General features: G+C 72.6%; 15 protein-coding genes and 1 riboswitch. Of the genes, 6 read left to right on the top strand and 9 right to left on the bottom strand.

Annotation, left to right across the window (positions count from 1 at the left end; genetic code table 11):
• Positions 1 to 84 precede the first annotated feature (84 nt).
• The 3 genes from SVTN_RS31700 to SVTN_RS31690 all read right to left on the bottom strand — a co-directional run bounded on the left by SVTN_RS31700 (position 85) and on the right by SVTN_RS31690 (position 2,366).
• Positions 85 to 861: an SIMPL domain-containing protein gene (locus tag SVTN_RS31700; RefSeq protein WP_041132177.1), complete on the bottom strand. Its 777-nt coding sequence runs from the start codon at positions 859 to 861 to the stop codon at positions 85 to 87.
• A 135-nt stretch (positions 862 to 996) separates the two neighbouring features.
• Positions 997 to 2,013 carry a DUF6745 domain-containing protein gene (locus SVTN_RS31695; protein WP_174518302.1) on the bottom strand — a complete coding sequence of 339 codons (1,017 nt, stop codon included), beginning with the start codon at positions 2,011 to 2,013 and terminating at the stop codon, positions 997 to 999.
• A gap of 26 nt (positions 2,014 to 2,039) precedes the next feature.
• Entirely contained in the window at positions 2,040 to 2,366 is a 327-nt protein-coding gene (locus SVTN_RS31690; RefSeq protein WP_041132176.1) for a hypothetical protein, read from the bottom strand.
• Between the two features lie 166 nt (positions 2,367 to 2,532).
• On the opposite strand from SVTN_RS31690, the gene SVTN_RS31685 reads away from it, so the two are divergent.
• The 5 genes from SVTN_RS31685 (at position 2,533) to SVTN_RS31665 (ending at position 7,929) form a co-directional block, all read left to right on the top strand.
• Positions 2,533 to 3,492 (top strand): STM4015 family protein, encoded by a 960-nt coding sequence (locus SVTN_RS31685; RefSeq protein ID WP_041132175.1) that lies wholly within the window; start codon positions 2,533 to 2,535, stop codon positions 3,490 to 3,492.
• Between the two features lie 101 nt (positions 3,493 to 3,593).
• On the top strand, positions 3,594 to 4,838 hold the full coding sequence (locus tag SVTN_RS31680; protein ID WP_245727701.1) for an STM4014 family protein: 1,245 nt from the start codon (positions 3,594 to 3,596) through the stop codon (positions 4,836 to 4,838).
• Positions 4,839 to 4,849: 11 nt separating this feature from the next.
• Positions 4,850 to 5,725: an STM4013/SEN3800 family hydrolase gene (locus tag SVTN_RS31675; protein WP_052499754.1), complete on the top strand. Its 876-nt coding sequence runs from the start codon at positions 4,850 to 4,852 to the stop codon at positions 5,723 to 5,725.
• Positions 5,722 to 7,056, top strand: a complete 1,335-nt coding sequence (locus SVTN_RS31670) for an STM4012 family radical SAM protein (protein WP_041132174.1) — start codon at positions 5,722 to 5,724, stop codon at positions 7,054 to 7,056. The genes SVTN_RS31675 and SVTN_RS31670 overlap by 4 nt, the downstream gene beginning before the upstream one ends.
• Before the next feature lie 9 nt (positions 7,057 to 7,065).
• Positions 7,066 to 7,929 carry an STM4011 family radical SAM protein gene (locus SVTN_RS31665; RefSeq protein ID WP_041132173.1) on the top strand — a complete coding sequence of 288 codons (864 nt, stop codon included), beginning with the start codon at positions 7,066 to 7,068 and terminating at the stop codon, positions 7,927 to 7,929.
• Here the strand turns inward: SVTN_RS31665 and SVTN_RS31660 are convergent.
• Together SVTN_RS31660 and SVTN_RS31655 are read right to left on the bottom strand one after the other, a co-directional pair.
• The gene (locus SVTN_RS31660) at positions 7,916 to 8,710 is read right to left on the bottom strand and encodes an SGNH/GDSL hydrolase family protein (protein WP_041132172.1); all 795 of its coding nucleotides are present in this window, start codon (positions 8,708 to 8,710) and stop codon (positions 7,916 to 7,918) included. The genes SVTN_RS31665 and SVTN_RS31660 overlap by 14 nt on opposite strands.
• Positions 8,711 to 8,873: 163 nt before the next feature.
• Positions 8,874 to 9,818 carry a M23 family metallopeptidase gene (locus SVTN_RS31655; protein ID WP_041132171.1) on the bottom strand — a complete coding sequence of 315 codons (945 nt, stop codon included), beginning with the start codon at positions 9,816 to 9,818 and terminating at the stop codon, positions 8,874 to 8,876.
• A gap of 2 nt (positions 9,819 to 9,820) precedes the next feature.
• Positions 9,821 to 9,979, bottom strand: a riboswitch (cyclic di-AMP (ydaO/yuaA leader).
• Positions 9,980 to 10,352: 373 nt separating this feature from the next.
• Between SVTN_RS31655 and SVTN_RS31650 the strand changes: the two genes are divergently transcribed.
• Complete coding sequence (locus tag SVTN_RS31650; protein ID WP_041132170.1) at positions 10,353 to 11,174, top strand: tyrosine-protein phosphatase; 822 nt, start codon at positions 10,353 to 10,355, stop codon at positions 11,172 to 11,174.
• Positions 11,175 to 11,177: 3 nt separating this feature from the next.
• On the opposite strand, the gene SVTN_RS44870 is transcribed toward SVTN_RS31650, so the two are convergent.
• The 4 genes from SVTN_RS44870 to hpnH all read right to left on the bottom strand — a co-directional run bounded on the left by SVTN_RS44870 (position 11,178) and on the right by hpnH (position 14,490).
• Complete coding sequence (locus SVTN_RS44870) at positions 11,178 to 11,333, bottom strand: DUF6126 family protein (RefSeq protein ID WP_167352218.1); 156 nt, start codon at positions 11,331 to 11,333, stop codon at positions 11,178 to 11,180.
• A 33-nt stretch (positions 11,334 to 11,366) separates the two neighbouring features.
• Positions 11,367 to 11,996, bottom strand: coding sequence for a helix-turn-helix domain-containing protein (locus tag SVTN_RS31645; RefSeq protein ID WP_052499399.1), 630 nt, complete (start codon positions 11,994 to 11,996; stop codon positions 11,367 to 11,369).
• Between the two features lie 86 nt (positions 11,997 to 12,082).
• A complete protein-coding gene (locus SVTN_RS31640) occupies positions 12,083 to 13,468 on the bottom strand; it encodes an aspartate aminotransferase family protein (RefSeq protein ID WP_041132169.1) in 1,386 nt (461 codons plus the stop codon).
• A complete protein-coding gene (gene hpnH, locus SVTN_RS31635) occupies positions 13,465 to 14,490 on the bottom strand; it encodes an adenosyl-hopene transferase HpnH (RefSeq protein WP_041132168.1) in 1,026 nt (341 codons plus the stop codon). Before hpnH ends, SVTN_RS31640 begins: the two co-directional genes overlap by 4 nt.
• Between the last annotated feature and the right edge of the window lie 3 nt (positions 14,491 to 14,493).

The following is a 14,493-nucleotide window of genomic DNA, read 5'->3' as shown; positions in this document are numbered from 1 at the left end:
GTCGGCTCCGTGGCCGGTTCTGGCGGGCGGCCGTAGTCGGCCCGGCCGCACGTCCTGTCCCGGCGCCCGGCGCCTTCGGGAACGTCAGATCAGCTCGTAGACCGCCGAGACGGTGACCTGCTCCTCGATCTCGCCGGGCGCCAGCGGGACGCTCGGCTCGTCCGCGGGGACGGCGGGGGCGGCGCCGGGGCCGGGGCGTACGGACTCGCCCTCGCTCAGCGAGACGAGCCGGCCGAGCCGGTGCCCGCTCAGCTGGGCGTGCTGCGAGGCCTTGTCGTACGCGTCCCGGTAGGCGGCCTCGCGGGCCTTCGCCCGCAGCGCCGACGGGTCGGCGACGTCGAAGACGACCCCGTTGATCCGGCCCACGTTCCCGATGGCTTCGTTGACGGCCCCGACGACCTGGCCGGTCCTGTCGATGTCGCGGACCTTCACGGAGAACGACTGCCCCGCCTGATAGCCGGTCACCTTGCTGTCCCCGCTGGTGTTCTGGGTGTAGACGGGGGCCAGCGCGAGGCTGTCGGTGCGGATGTCCCGGTCGGCGATCCCCTGCTTGTGCAGCACGTCGAGCAGCGCCTCGGCCGCGGTGGTCTGTGCCGCCATCGCCTCCTTCGCCGTCGGGCGGGTGGCCTCGACCCCGGCGGACAGGATCGCCAGGTCGGGCGCGGCGGACGCGCGGCCGTTGCCCGTGACGGTGACCGTGGCCGTGTCCGGGGCGGCCTTCAGGGCGGTGGTACGGAGGGCGGTCCGCTCGGGCGCGACGGCCAGGGCGGGGGCCGCGGTGCCGGCGAGGAGGCCGCCGAGCACGGCGGTGGCGGCGAGCAGACGGGAGGTGCGGGCGGCGCTGGGCCGGCGGATCGTCACAGGCGGTCCCTTCGGGTGTGAGTGCCGGGGCTCCGGCGGGCACATCCCAGCACCCGGCGCCGCCGCCTCCCGCGCGCCACTCCTGACCGACGGCGCCCTTCACCTCTCCGCACCAACCGTGCCCCGCCCTGGGCCCTAGGTCTGGACGAGCGGTTCGTACGCCTCGGGCCGGAGCCCGAAGGTCCAGGCGACGCCCTCCCGCGCGGTCCGGGTCGTGGGCGGCACCCTCAGCCAGTACGTGCGGTGGGTGCCGTCCGGCTCGGGCGTGGAGTTGACGACCTCGACCATCACCACGTCCTCGTCGTCGGCGAGTTCGATCCGCCAGAGGACGCCCGTCTCGTCGCGGTGCTGGTGCCGGGCACCGGACGCGGCGAGGTAGCGGTCGTAGCCGTAGTACTCCAGCATCACGCGCCGCAGTTCGGCGTTCTCCTCCTCGCGTATCCGCTCGGGGGTGAGGTGGGCGAGACCGGCGAGGAACTCGGCGGGCACCGGCATGCCCCGCCAGGCGTGGAGGGCGAACCCGTCGGCGAAGGCGAGCGCGGGGCCGTCGCCCCGGTCGAGCCGACCCGCCTCGTCCCGGTGGAGTTCGACCGGGCGCTCGCAGATCACGACGGCGTTCTCGTACGGCCACCACCAGCCGGCGTGCTCGGCGACGGTGGCGAGTCCCGCGAGCCGTACGCCGTGTCCGTCGAAGGCGGCGAGCCAGGCCGCGTCGTGCTGGCCGAGCACGGCGTCGAGGAGGAGCAGCCGCACCTCGGCCGCGTCGGCGCCCGCCGCTTCCGTCACCCCGGCCCGTATCCGGTCCGCGAGGCTCCGCGTCGGGTCCCAGAGCCGGGCACCGGTCGCCTGCCAGTGGGCCGCCCAGCCCGCCGGGCCGAGCGCGTCGTGGAGCCGGCGGCGCTCCTCGGCCCACGGCCGGGTGCGCACCTCGTCCCGTACCGAACGGCCCGCGCCCGTCAGGCCCTGGAGGAGCGTGACGGCCGCGAGCGGCGAGTCCGCCCAGAGGACGCGCTCCGGCGGGGCGAGGCCGGCCGAGCGGTAGGCAGACCGGACTCCGGCCTCGGCGGTGGCGCGATCGGCGGGTCCGGTGGCGGCGGCGACGGCCCGCCACCTGCCCGCCGCGGTGGTGCGGTTCATCTCGGTGTCCCCCATGTCCTTCACTGTCTCTCCGGCGGACATCAGTCCGCGACGATCCGGTACGCCCCGGGCACGTACTCCCGCTGCCGCACCACCCGGTACCAGCCCTTGGGCAGCGGTATCGGCGCGTGCTCCTCGTGCACCACCCGCCCGCCCTCGGGCAGTTCGAGCAGGAGCGGGCCGAAGGGCCCCGGCTCCCGCACGAGCCTGCCCGGGCCGGGGATCGCATGGGCGTGTCCGGTGACCTCGCCGAGGGCGAGGACCAGGCGGCCCCGGGCGTCCCTCGGCTCCCCCGCCGCCTCCTTCACGCGCTCCGGAACGGCCGCCTCCGCGACGGGCGCGATCAGCACGTCTCCCTGCCGGTACATGGCTCTCCCCTCCCCGTCCGGCACAAGCGGCCGAACACGAGAACGACGCTAGAGCCCGGCACTGACAATCGGTCCGGAGACCACCCGGCGAGGGGTGTTGTCGGTGCCGCTTGGTAGAACTCTCTCCATCAGCCGACCCACCTCGCACGTTGTCTGGAGCGCCGTCATGACCGTTGGCACCCACCTGCAGGAATTCCACGGACTGCCCGTGTTCGACTTCCCGGGCCCGGACGCGCAGGTCGAGCTGCCCGCGACGGACACGGTCGCCTGGCGGATCTCCGCCCCGACGTACTCCGACCCCGGCGACGAGCTGTGGGGGCCGCAGTTCGAGCGGTTCCTGAAGACGGTCGACACGGGACGGGTGCGCGCGCTGGTCGTCGGCGGCTGGGACGAGGCCTACGAGAACTCGTCCGCCGACATCGTCACCGCGCTGATCGGCGCCAACGACCGGCTGACGGCCCTGGAGGCGGTGTTCCTCGGCGACATGACGGGCGAGGACTGCGAGATCTCGTGGATCATCCAGTCCGACGTGACGCCGCTCCTCGCCGCCTACCCGGCCCTGACGGAGTTCGGGGTGCGCGGTGGCACGGAGCTGGCCTTCCCGTCGATCCGGCACACCGGTCTGCGGACCCTGGTCGTCCAGACCGGCGGGCTTCCCGCCGACGTGGTGCGCGGCATCGTCGGCAGCGACCTGCCCGCCCTGGAGAAGCTGGAACTCTGGCTCGGCACCGACGAGTACGGCGGCGACAGCACCCCCGACGACCTGGCGCCGCTGCTCGCCGGCACGGCGTTCCCCGCCCTGCGCGACCTGGGCCTGTGCGACAGCGTCATCCAGGACGCCGTGGCCGCCGCCGTCGCGGGCGCGCCCGTCGTCGCCCGGATCGAGCGGCTCGACCTGTCCATGGGCGTGCTCACCGACGAGGGCGCGGCGGCCCTCCTCGACGGGCAGCCGCTGACCCACCTCACCCACCTCGACCTCTCCCACCACTACCTGTCGGAGGCGATGTGCGAGCGCGTCCGCGCCGCGCTCGTCCCGCACGGCGTGACCGTCGACCTCGGTGACGCCCAGGTGGCGGAGGACGACGGCGACGGGGACGTCTGGCGCTACGTCGCGGTCGCCGAATGACCTCCGGCCCGCGCCCCGTGGCCGTCGGGGATTCGCCGGACATCCGACGACCGCGCCCCGTGGCCGTCGGGGATTCGCCGGACATCCGACGGCCGCGCCCCGTGGCCGTCGGGGATTCGCCGGACATCCGACGGCCGCGCCTCGTGGTCGTCGGCGATCCGGCGGGCCGCCGCGTCGCGTTCTTCCAGGACGCGCTGCGGGCCGCCGGGCTGCCCGGGGCGCGGGCGGTGTCCTGGCCGGACGTGCTCGGGGGCCGGGCGCGGTTCGCCGCGGGCGAGACCGTACGTCTGGACTCTCCCGGCGAGGATCCCGAGGCCGACCGGCTGCTGCGCGGGGTCGACGATCCGGCCCGGGTCGAGGGCACCGGCCGCTGGTACGAAGGGTTCACCGCGGCCGTGTCCGGTCTCGCCCGCTCCGTCGCGGAGGCGGGCGCCGTCCTCGTCGACGACCCCGCCGAGCTCGCGGTCCTGTTCGACAAGAGGCTGAGCCACGGCCGGCTGAGGGCGGCCGGGGTCCCGGTGCCCGAGTCGCCGACCTCGGGACCCGACGCCCCGGCGGTGCGCGGCTGGGCGGACGTCAGGGCGCTGACCGCCGAGAGCGGCATGCGCCGGGTCTTCGTGAAGCTCGCGCACGGCTCCTCCGCCTCGGGGGTGCTCGCGCTGGAGACGAACGGCGCGGGCCGGGTCCAGGCCACCACCTCGGTGGAGCGCGCAGCCGACGGGCGGCTCTTCAACTCCCTGCGGGTACGGCGCTACACGAGCGAGCGCGAGGTCGCCGCGATCGTGGACGCCCTCGCCCCCGACGGCCTGCACGTCGAGCGCTGGCTGCCGAAGGCCACCCAGGACGGCCGGGCCGCCGATCTGCGGGTGGTCGTGATCGACGGGCGCGCCACCCACGCCGTGCTCCGCACCAGCCGCTCCCCCATGACCAATCTGCACCTGGGCGGCGCCCGGGGCGACCTGGACGCCGCACGGGCGGCGATCGCCGCGGCCGGAAGCCGCTGGGCGGACGCCCTCGGGGTGTGCGAGCGGGCCGCCGCCGCCTTCCCCGGCACCCGCTGCGTGGGCGTCGACCTGTTGCCCGCGAGCGGCTGGCGCCGCTTCGCCGTGGGCGAGGTGAACGCCTTCGGCGATCTGCTGCCCGGGCTCACGGGCCTGCCCGGCAGCGGTGCCGAGGGGCTCGACACGTACGGTGCGCAGGTGGCCGCGCAGTTCGGGAGCGGCCAGGGCGCAGCCCGTACCCACGACACCACCCGCGCCATCCGTACAACCGGCACCACCGGCATCACCCGCCCGACCGGCACCACCGGCACCACCCGCACCACCACAGGAACGAGCACCACGTGAACCAGCCCGACATGAACGCCATCGTCGGCAGCCACGACCTGCTCCTGGTCACCCTCGACACCCTCCGGTACGACGTGGCGGCCGAGCTCGCGGCCGAGGGCCGCATCCCGAACCTGGCCCGTCACCTCCCCGGCGGCGTCTGGGAGCGGCGGCACGCGCCCGGGAGCTTCACGTACGCCTCCCACCAGGCGATCTTCGCCGGCTTCCTGCCGACCCCCGCCTCGCAGGGGCCTCATCCCCGGCTGTTCGCGGCCCGTTTCGCGGGCAGCGAGTCGACCGCCGACGGCACCTGGGTCCACGACACCCCCGACTTCGTCTCCGCCCTCGCGCACGAGGGCTACCGGACGGTCTGCGTCGGCGGGGTCGGCTTCTTCAACAAGCAGCCGCCGCTCGGCTCCGTGCTCCCCGGTCTGTTCCAGGAGAGCCACTGGGAGCCGGCCTTCGGCGTCGCCTCCCCGTCCTCCTTCGAGTCCCAGGTCGCATGTGCCGAGGAGGTCGTCGCCGGGCTCCGCCCGGAGGAGCGGCTCTTCCTCTTCGTCAACGTGTCCGCGCTGCACCAGCCCAACTGGTTCCACCTGCCGGGGGCGACCCGTGAGGCCGGCGACTCCCGGGAGACCCACGCGGCAGCCCTGGAGTACGTCGACCGGCACATCGGGCGGCTCTTCGCCGCGATGAGCAGCCGCCGCCCCTGTTTCGCGATCGTCTGCTCCGACCACGGCACGGCGTACGGGGAGGACGGCTTCACCGGTCACCGGCTCGGCCACGACGTCGTGTGGACCGTGCCGTACGCGCAGTTCGTCCTCCCGGAACTGCCAGGACTACCGGAACCGCCGGAACTGCCGGAACTGCCCGAACTCCCGGGCCCCGAAGGCGAGGTCGCGGCATGACCCCCACCCCCCGCCCGTACCGGAGCTACGTCTACGCCTACCCGCACAAGACGGCGTACCGCGCGCTCCCCGAGCGTCCGGAGCTGGCCGCGCTCTGGGCCGGGGAGCCGAAGGACGCGCTCTCCTTGTACGCGCACATACCGTTCTGCGAGGTCCGCTGCGGCTTCTGCAACCTCTTCACCCGGATCGGCGCCCCGGACGAGCTGACCACCCGCTACCTCGACGCCCTCGACCGCCAAGCCGCCGCCGTCCGCGAGGCCCTCGGGGACGCGGCGCCGGTGCGGTTCGCCACCGCCGCGTTCGGCGGCGGGACGCCCACGTTCCTCACCGCCGCCGAGCTGGAGCGGCTCTGCGACATCGCCGAGAAGCGGATGGGCGTGGACCTGCGGGCGGTGCCGCTCTCCGTGGAGACCTCTCCGGCGACCGCGACCGCCGACCGGCTCGCCGTCCTCGCCGAGCGGGGCGCGACCCGGCTCAGCATCGGCGTGCAGAGCTTCGTGGAGGCCGAGGCGAGGGCGGCGGTCCGGCCGCAGCACCGCGCGGACGTCGAGGCGGCGCTCGGCCGGATCCGGGACACGGGGGTTCCGGTCCTCAACATCGACCTGATCTACGGCATCGACGGGCAGACGGAGCGGTCCTGGCGGGTCTCGCTCGACGCCGCGCTCGCCTGGCGGCCCGAGGAGCTGTACCTCTATCCGCTGTACGTGCGCCCGCTCACCGGTCTCGGCCGGCTCCAGGACCCGGCGGCCGCCGACCGGGAGTGGGACGAGCGGCGGCTGCGCCTCTACCGGTACGGCCGGGATCACCTCCTCGCGCACGGCTACGAGCAGGTGTCGATGCGGATGTTCCGCCGTACGGACGCCGGTCCCGCCGGGCCGGACGACTACGCCTGCCAGACGGACGGCATGATCGGCCTGGGCTGCGGGGCCCGCTCGTACACCTCGGCCCTGCACTACTCCTTCGACTACGCCGTCGACATGCGGGAGATCCGCTCGATCATCGACGCGTACACGGAGACGGAGGACTTCTCGCGCGCCGAGGTGGGCCGGGCGGTGGACGGGGACGAGGCCCGTCGCCGTCACCTCCTCCAGTCGCTGCTCCAGGCCGAGGGCATGCCGGTCGCCGAGTACGAGGAGCGGTTCGGGTCCTCGCCGTTCGCGGACTTCGGCCCGGAGCTCGCCCGGTTCGAGGAGTACGGGTGGCTGGCCGCGGACGCCCCGGCGGGGCTGCTGCGGCTTTCGCCCGAGGGGCTCGCGCATTCGGACGGGCTCGGCCCCGAGCTCTTCTCCCCCGCCGTACGGGCCGCGATGGCCGCGTACGAGGCGAGGTAGGCGGCGACCGTGGACCTCACCGTGCTCTACCGGGGCCCTCTCTCCTCCTGCGACTTCGACTGCCCGTACTGTCCCTTCGCCAAGCGCCGGGACAGCCGGGAGCAGCTGCGCGCGGACCGGGCCGCGCTCGAACGGTTCACCGGCTGGGCCGCCGCGCAGACCGGGGACCGGCTGCGGATCCTGTTCACCCCGTGGGGCGAGGGCCTGGTGCGCTCCTGGTACCGGCGGGCGCTTGTCGAGCTGTCGCGGCTGCCGCACGTGGAGCGGGTGGCGATCCAGACCAATCTGAGCTGCCGGACGGAGTGGCTGGCCGAGGCGGACCCGGAGAGCGTGGCGCTCTGGTGCACGTACCACCCGGGGCAGACACCGTACGAGCGGTTCCTCGGGAAGTGCCGGGAGCTCGCCCGTCAGAACGTCCGGTACAGCGTCGGCGTGGTCGGCCTTCCCGAGCACCGGGAGGACGCCCGCCGGCTGCGGGCCGCGCTGCCGCCGCACGTCTACCTCTGGGTGAACGCGGCCGAGGGGCACACGTACACCGACGCGGAGGCAGAGGGCTGGACGGAGCTCGACCCGCTCTTCCCGTACAGCCGGCATCCGCACCGCTCGGCGGGGCTGCCCTGCCGCACCGGGGAGTCGGTGATCTCGGTGGACGGCGAGGGGACGGTGCGGCGCTGCCACTTCGTCAGGGCCGAGCTCGGGAACCTGTACGACGGCTCGTACCGTGCCGCCCTGCGTCCCCGCGCCTGCCCCCTCGCCGTCTGCGACTGCCACATCGGCTACGTCCACCTGGAGACGCTGCCGCTGTACGACGTGTTCGCCGGCGGGGTCCTGGAGCGGATCCCCGCCGCCGTGCCGCCTGCTACAGGGGCATGAGGTCGGGGCGCTTGGCCTCGACGTGGTCGCCCGAGCTCTCGCCGCGCAGCCGGCGCCCGATCCAGGGCACCAGGTACTCCCGGGCCCAGTGGATGTCGTCGCGGCGCACTTCGAGCGTGCCGCGCGGCGGCTCCGGCGGCCAGGGCTGGTCCGGGTCGGCGGGCACCGGCATGCCGAGGACCTGGGCGGCGCGCAGGGCGACGCGGGTGTGGCCCTCGGGCGAGAGGTGCAGCCGGTCGTCGTCCCAGGCGCGCCGGTCCTGCACGGACTTCAGCGACCACAGGTCGAGGACCGGGCAGCCGTAGCGGTCCGCGATGGCCCGGACGTGCCCGTTGTAGGTGGCGATCTTGCCGCGCAGGTGCTTGAGGAGCGTCACGTCGCGGGTGTCGAAGCCGGTGGTCACCATGACGGTGCCGACGGCGGAGGTGAGGTCGGCGACGGCGCGCTCGAAGCGCTCGGCCACGTCGTCCGGGTCCGTCCCGGGGCGGATGATGTCGTTGCCGCCCGCGCAGAAGGTCACCAGGTCGGGGGCGAGTTCCTTCGCCCGGGGGACCTGTTCCGCCACGATCTGGTCGAGGAGGCGCCCGCGTACGGCCAGGTTGGCGTAGCGGAAGTCGTCGTGCTCCGGCAGCTGGTCGGCGAGCAGGACCGCGAAGCGGTCCGCCCAGCCGACGTACGTCCCGTCGGGCCCGGGGTCTCCGACGCCCTCGGTGAAGCTGTCACCGATCGCCGTGTACGACCCGAATGCGTTCTTGTCTGTTGATCTCGAATCGTCTGCCACGGGAGCACATTTTTCCCCTTCGGGTGTGACCTACGCGACCGTAAGGAGGGGTTGACGCCTGGTGACATATGCCACCGATAAAGATTCCGCCAAGCCGGAATACGCCGGAAGTCCGGCACTCGCGTGCCGGACTTCCGGATGACGAAGGCGTACTGACGTGGCGTCAGATGCTCACGCCGTGCGACCGCAGCGCGGCCAGCGGGTCGATGTCGGAGCCGTACTCCGGCCCGGTGCGCATCTCGAAGTGCAGGTGCGGACCGGTGACGTTGCCGGTCGCGCCGGAGAGGCCGATCTGCTCGCCGCCGGTGACGGTCTGGCCGGCGGAGACGGAGATCGAGGACAGGTGGGCGTACTGCGAGAAGGTGCCGTCGGCGTGCTGGATGACGACCTGGTTGCCGTACGCGCCGCCGTCGCCGGCGGAGTAGACGGTGCCGGGGCCGACCGCGTGGACGGGGGTGCCGGTGGAGGCGATGAAGTCGACACCGGTGTGGTAGCCGGAGGACCACATGGAGCCGGCCTGGTGGTACGGGGTCGACATGCCGGCGCCGGCGATCGGGGCGACCCAGCCGGAGGAGGAGGTCGTACCGGCCGACGAGGAGGACGCCGAGGAGGAGGTGGTCGCGGCGGCCGGGGCCGGGGCCGGGGCCGAGGCGCGCTCGCTGCTGCGGGAGGCGCGGGGGGCCTCGTCGCCGTTCTTGCCGGAGTTCCACGTGCTCTTGTGCGCGGCCTTGGCGGTGCCCTTCGCGCCGAGGGTGAGCTTCATGCCGGGCATGATCAGCGAGGGGTTGTCGCCGATGACCTGGCGGTTGTCCTGGTAGAGCTTGTGCCAGCCGCCGGCGACGTGGTGCTCGGCGGCGATCTTCGACAGGTAGTCGCCGCGGACGACGGAGTACGTCTTCGGCGCGGCCTTCTGCTGGGCGGCGGGCGCGGCCTTCACCTGGGCGACGGCGTGGGCGGGAGCGGCGGCCGGGGCGGCCTGCTCGGCGGCGTGGGCGCCGGTGGCTCCGAGGAGCGGGAGGGCGACGACGGCGCCACCGGTACCGGCGGCGGCGAGGCCACGGGTCAGACGGTTGGACTTGGCACGGCGGTGCTTACCCTTTGCGGGCATGGCGAATTCCTCTCCGGCGCCTGCGAGGTGAGCTGTCGGGTTCGGACTGGAGATGTCCGGCCGCGTTCTCACGCGACTTAACCCCGAGCCGTCCTTCTTCGAAGGGATCGGCGTACTTACCTGGGTCCCCCGCTCCTGCCTCGTACGGGTGGGTTCGAATTCCGGTCGGTGGCAGGATTCGGCGGTCCGTCCGGATTGAGCGCGACGCTAGACGAGTGGGGTCGGCGCGAACAAGCCACGGTTTTCAAGTGATCTGGGATTCAGTGATATCCGGCCGGAATTCCGGTCACCCTCCGTGGATGACGGCCCCTCGATCTCCTTTTCCCGGGGGGTATTTGGAAAAGACGATCAGGCACGGTCCGTCACGGTTATGACGCTGCTCACGCGCCGATCCCCATCTCCCCTGCAACCGGGGCGGGTTATACGGAATCCCCCAATACGGACAGATCACCCATTCCCGTCCGAGGGGGTGCGTGCCCGGCCTCCCACCCGAGATGATTGCCCCAGGAACCGATCGACAGAACAGGAGCAGCCGTGACGCAGCAGCTGCCGCAGGTCCCGCCCGCCGAAGCCGCCGAGCCCGAGCTGACCGAGGTCCGCAACTTCCGGGACGTGGGCGGCCTGCCGACGACGGACGGGCGCGCCGTCCGCCCCGGCCGCCTCTTCCGCAGCGGCCATCTCGCCCACGCGACGGAGGACGACGCCGCCTTCCTCGCCTCGCTCGGCCTGCACACCGTCTTCGACTTCCGCAACGAGTCGGACCGGAGGATCGAGGGCCCGGACGTCGAGCTGCCCGGCGTACGGAACGTGAACATACCCCTCAACGACCCGGCCGACGGCAAGGAGTTCTGGAAGCTGGTGCGCGACGGCGAGATCGCGCAGCTGCGGGAGGTCCTCGGCGACGGCAAGGCGGCCGCCCGGATGTCCGACTCGTACCGGAAGAACGTGCTGGAGCGGACCGAGGAGCACGGCCGGCTCCTCCACTCCATGGCGGAGGAGAGCATCCCGGCCCTGCTGCACTGCGCGGCCGGCAAGGACCGGGCCGGGGTCGCCATCGCGATCACCCTGCTCGCGGTCGGGGTCGAGCGGGAGGCGATCGAGGCCGACTACGTGAAGTCGAACGCCCCGCACCGCCGCTACAAGGTGCGCCGCAGCTCCACCTCCCCGGACGCGATGTCGCCCGAGGTGATGGAGCTGCTCAGTCCGCTCTTCGACGCGCGGGTGGAGTACCTGCGGGCCGCGTTCGAGACGATCGAGACGACCTGGGGCTCGGTGGACGCCTACTTCACCGAGGGCCTGAAGCTGGCCCCGGAGACCCGCGAGCGGCTGCGGGAGCGGCTGGTCACCGACGCCTGAGGCCTACTGGTTCTGCCCGCCCAGCATGAAGAGCAGGTAGAGGAAGCCGGCGAAGAGGTGGCCGGCGATCAGATAGGCGAAGAGGCGGAGCACGAGCCCCTTGGGGAACTTGCCTTCACCGCGCTCTTCGCCGGTGACCGCTACGGACTTCTCGGACATGTCGGTCCTTTCCTGAAGAATCTTCATGGAACGTCAGCGCCGGTGCGGGGTCCCGTCACCGAGGCACAGCTCGGCGACGGGGCTCTGCATCAGGGTGTGGACGAAGAGCAGCTCGGCCCCGCCGGGCGTGGCGGCGCCGATCCGGTGCGGGGTCAGCGAGTCGAAGTGCGCGCTGTCCCCGGGATCGAGGACGTGGACGGCCTCGCCGAGCGCGAGCCGCACCCGGCCCTCCAGGACGTGGATCCACTCTTCGCCGGGGTGGACGCGCACGATGTCGGCCCGGGTGGCGTACGGCACGTGGACCCGCAGGCACTGGAGGGCGCGCCCGGCGCCGCCCGCCTGGCGGTAGATCCAGCCGTCGGCCTCGACGGGTTCGGAGCGGTCGGCCCGGACGACGGGGTCGCGCTCGGGCGGCGCCTCGCCGAGGAGCTCGGAGACCGTCGTACCGTAGATACGGGACAGGGCGAGCAGCATCGGCAGCGAGGGCTGCCGGTTCCCGGTCTCCAGGCGCGAGAGGTGGGCCGGCGAGAGGCCGGCCCGCTGGGCGGCGGCCTCCAGGGTGAGTCCCCGGCGGCGGCGCAGGGCCCGCAGCTGCGGGGCGACGTCGGGCAGGACGCCGGGGATGGCGGGGTCCGGGGAGGTGCCCCCGGGGACGTGGTCCATGCGTCCATTCCGCCAGGATCGTGCCTCTGAGGCAAGTTTCTTGCCTCAGAGGCAAACCCCCGTCGGGAATCCGTGTCGAAATCCGGTCAGCGCTGCGCGACCGCCTGCTTGACCAGCGTCTTTCCGAAGTCCCACATCAGTCCGCCGCCGCCGTGGGCGTCGTCCATGACCGCGGTGAAGGCGGTGACGAACCGGTCCACGTCCGCCTCGTCGATGATCAGCGGCGGGATCAGCTTGATCACCTCCAGGTGGTCCCCGGAGACCTGGGTGAGGATCCTGTGCCGCTGGAGCAGCGGAACCACGACCATCTGGGCGAAGAGGCCCTTGCGGGCCGCCTGGAGCATCGTCCAGCGCCCGCGCAGTCCGAGCGAGGACGGCCGCCCGAACTCGATCCCGATCATCAGGCCGCGCCCGCGGATCTCGTGGAGCAGCTCGTACCGGGGCACGAGCTCCTTCAGACGGCCGGAGAGCAGGTCGCCGATCCGCCGGGCGTGGGCGACGGTGCCCTCGTCCTCCATGACCGAGAGGACGGCGAGCCCGGCGGCCATGGCCTGCGCGTTCGACCCGAAGCTCGCCGAGTGGACCAGGACCCGGTCCATCGACGAGTAGACCTTCTTGAAGATCCAGTCCTTGCCGAGGGTGGCGCCGACCGGCACGTAGCCGCCGGAGAGCGCCTTGGCGACGCAGACCAGGTCCGGCTCGACGCCCTCCTCGTGCTGGTGGGCGTAGAAGTCGCCGGTCCTGCCGAGGCCGGTCTGCACCTCGTCCGCGATGAGCAGCGCGCCGTGCCGGTGGAGGAGGTCCTGGGCGGCCCGGAGGAAGCCCGGCGGTGCCTCGTGGACGCCCTTGCCCTGGATGGGCTCGACGACGAAGGCGGCCACGTCGCCCTTGCGCAGCTCCCGCTCCAGGGCGCCGAGGTCGCCGAGGGCGATCGCGGTGTCCGGCAGGAGCGGGTCGAAGCCCTCCCGGAAGCCCTGCTCGCCGTTGACGGAGAGGGAGCCGGTGGTGAGCCCGTGGAAGGCGTGGTGGCAGTAGAGGATCCTCGGCCGCCCGGTGGCGTACCGGGCGAACTTGAGGGCGGTCTCCACGGCCTCGGTGCCGCTGTTGCCGAAGAAGACCCGGTCGAGGTACGGGCTGTGGGCGAGCAGCTTCTCGGCGAGGAGTCCCGGCAGCGGCTGGCAGTCGAAGCGGGTGAGGTCGGCGAGCTGGGCGTCCAGGACGTCGTGGAGGGCCTTGCGGACGACGGGGTGGTGCCGCCCGAGGCCCATCACGCCGAAGCCGGCGAGCATGTCGAGGTGGTCGACGCCGTCGGCGTCCCAGAAGTGGGCGCCCTCGGCCCGCTCGTAGACCTTGTCGAAGCCGATGGTGTGCAGCATGCGCGGCAGCTGGTGGTTGAGGTACTTGGCGTGCAGCTCGTACCGCTCCGCGCCGCGCTCGGAGAGCAGCGCCCGCAGGTCGAACCCGCCGGTCATGACGGGGTGTTCCCGGAGACCGTCTCCCGGATCGCGCGCAGGGACTCCTTGAGGGAGCCCATGGTGGCGAGGACGGCGGTGGGCTCGTAGCCGCAGTGCGCCATGCAGTTGGCGCAGCGCGGGTCCTTGCCGCGGCCGTACTTGTCCCAGTCGGTGTCCTCGACGAGTTCGCGGTACGTGGGGACGTATCCGTCGCTCATCAGATAGCAGGGTCGCTGCCAGCCGAAGAGCGAGTAGTTGGGAATGGCCCAGGCGGTGCAGGGGAAGTCCGCCTTTCCTTCCAGGAAGTCCAGGAAGAGCGGTGAGTGGTTGAGCCGCCAGCGGCGCCGGTTCCCGCCGGCGAAGGCCTTCTTGAAGAGTTCTCGGGTCTGCTCGACGCCGAGGAAGTGCTCCTGGTCGGGGGCCTTCTCGTAGGCGTACGCGGGCGAGATCATCATTTCGTCGACCTGGAGGTCGTCGTTGAGGAAATTGAGCACCTCGATGATGGTCTGCGGGGTGTCGGTGTTGAAGAAGGTCGAATTGGTGGTGACCCGGAAGCCGCGCCGCTTGGCCTCCTTGATCGCCGCCACCGCCTCGTCGAACACGCCCTCCTTGGCGACGGACTCGTCGTGCCGCTCGCGCAGCCCGTCGATGTGGACGGCGAAGGCGAAGTACGGGGAAGGGGTGAACTTCTCCAGCTTCTTGCGCAGCAGCAGGGCGTTGGTGCAGAGGAAGACGTACTTGCGGCGGGCCACCAACTGGCGCACGATCTCGTCGATCTGAGGGTGCATCAGGGGCTCGCCGCCCGCGATGGACACCATGGGGGCGCCGGACTCCAGGACCGCGCCGACCGCCTGGGCGACCGGCATGCGCTGCTTGAGGACGCCCGCCGGGTGCTGGATCTTTCCGCAGCCCTCGCACTTGAGGTTGCAGGCGTAGAGCGGCTCCAGCTCGACGATCAGCGGGAACTTGTCCCGCTTGCGGAGCTTCTGTTCGAAGAGGTAGGTCCCGACCCGGATGGACTGACGGAGCGGCATGGCCATAAC

The sequence above is a fragment of the Streptomyces vietnamensis genome (genome assembly GCF_000830005.1).
GTDB classification, from domain to species: domain Bacteria; phylum Actinomycetota; class Actinomycetes; order Streptomycetales; family Streptomycetaceae; genus Streptomyces; species Streptomyces vietnamensis.
The sequence above is the reverse complement of the archived record's forward strand: the minus strand, read 5'-3'. Positions and strand labels throughout refer to the sequence as shown.

What these genes read in the sequence shown, in the direction of transcription:
- SVTN_RS31645 (WP_052499399.1), bottom strand. Translation starts at nt 11,996, where the DNA reads ATGGACCACGTCCCCGGGGGCACCTCCCCGGACCCCGCCATCCCCGGC.
- SVTN_RS31690 (WP_041132176.1), bottom strand. Translation starts at nt 2,366, where the DNA reads ATGTACCGGCAGGGAGACGTGCTGATCGCGCCCGTCGCGGAGGCGGCC.
- SVTN_RS31655 (WP_041132171.1), bottom strand. Translation starts at nt 9,818, where the DNA reads ATGCCCGCAAAGGGTAAGCACCGCCGTGCCAAGTCCAACCGTCTGACC.
- hpnH (WP_041132168.1), bottom strand. Translation starts at nt 14,490, where the DNA reads ATGGCCATGCCGCTCCGTCAGTCCATCCGGGTCGGGACCTACCTCTTC.
- SVTN_RS31695 (WP_174518302.1), bottom strand. Translation starts at nt 2,013, where the DNA reads ATGGGGGACACCGAGATGAACCGCACCACCGCGGCGGGCAGGTGGCGG.
- SVTN_RS31675 (WP_052499754.1), top strand. Translation starts at nt 4,850, where the DNA reads ATGAACGCCATCGTCGGCAGCCACGACCTGCTCCTGGTCACCCTCGAC.
- SVTN_RS44870 (WP_167352218.1), bottom strand. Translation starts at nt 11,333, where the DNA reads ATGTCCGAGAAGTCCGTAGCGGTCACCGGCGAAGAGCGCGGTGAAGGC.
- SVTN_RS31685 (WP_041132175.1), top strand. Translation starts at nt 2,533, where the DNA reads ATGACCGTTGGCACCCACCTGCAGGAATTCCACGGACTGCCCGTGTTC.
- SVTN_RS31670 (WP_041132174.1), top strand. Translation starts at nt 5,722, where the DNA reads ATGACCCCCACCCCCCGCCCGTACCGGAGCTACGTCTACGCCTACCCG.
- SVTN_RS31640 (WP_041132169.1), bottom strand. Translation starts at nt 13,468, where the DNA reads ATGACCGGCGGGTTCGACCTGCGGGCGCTGCTCTCCGAGCGCGGCGCG.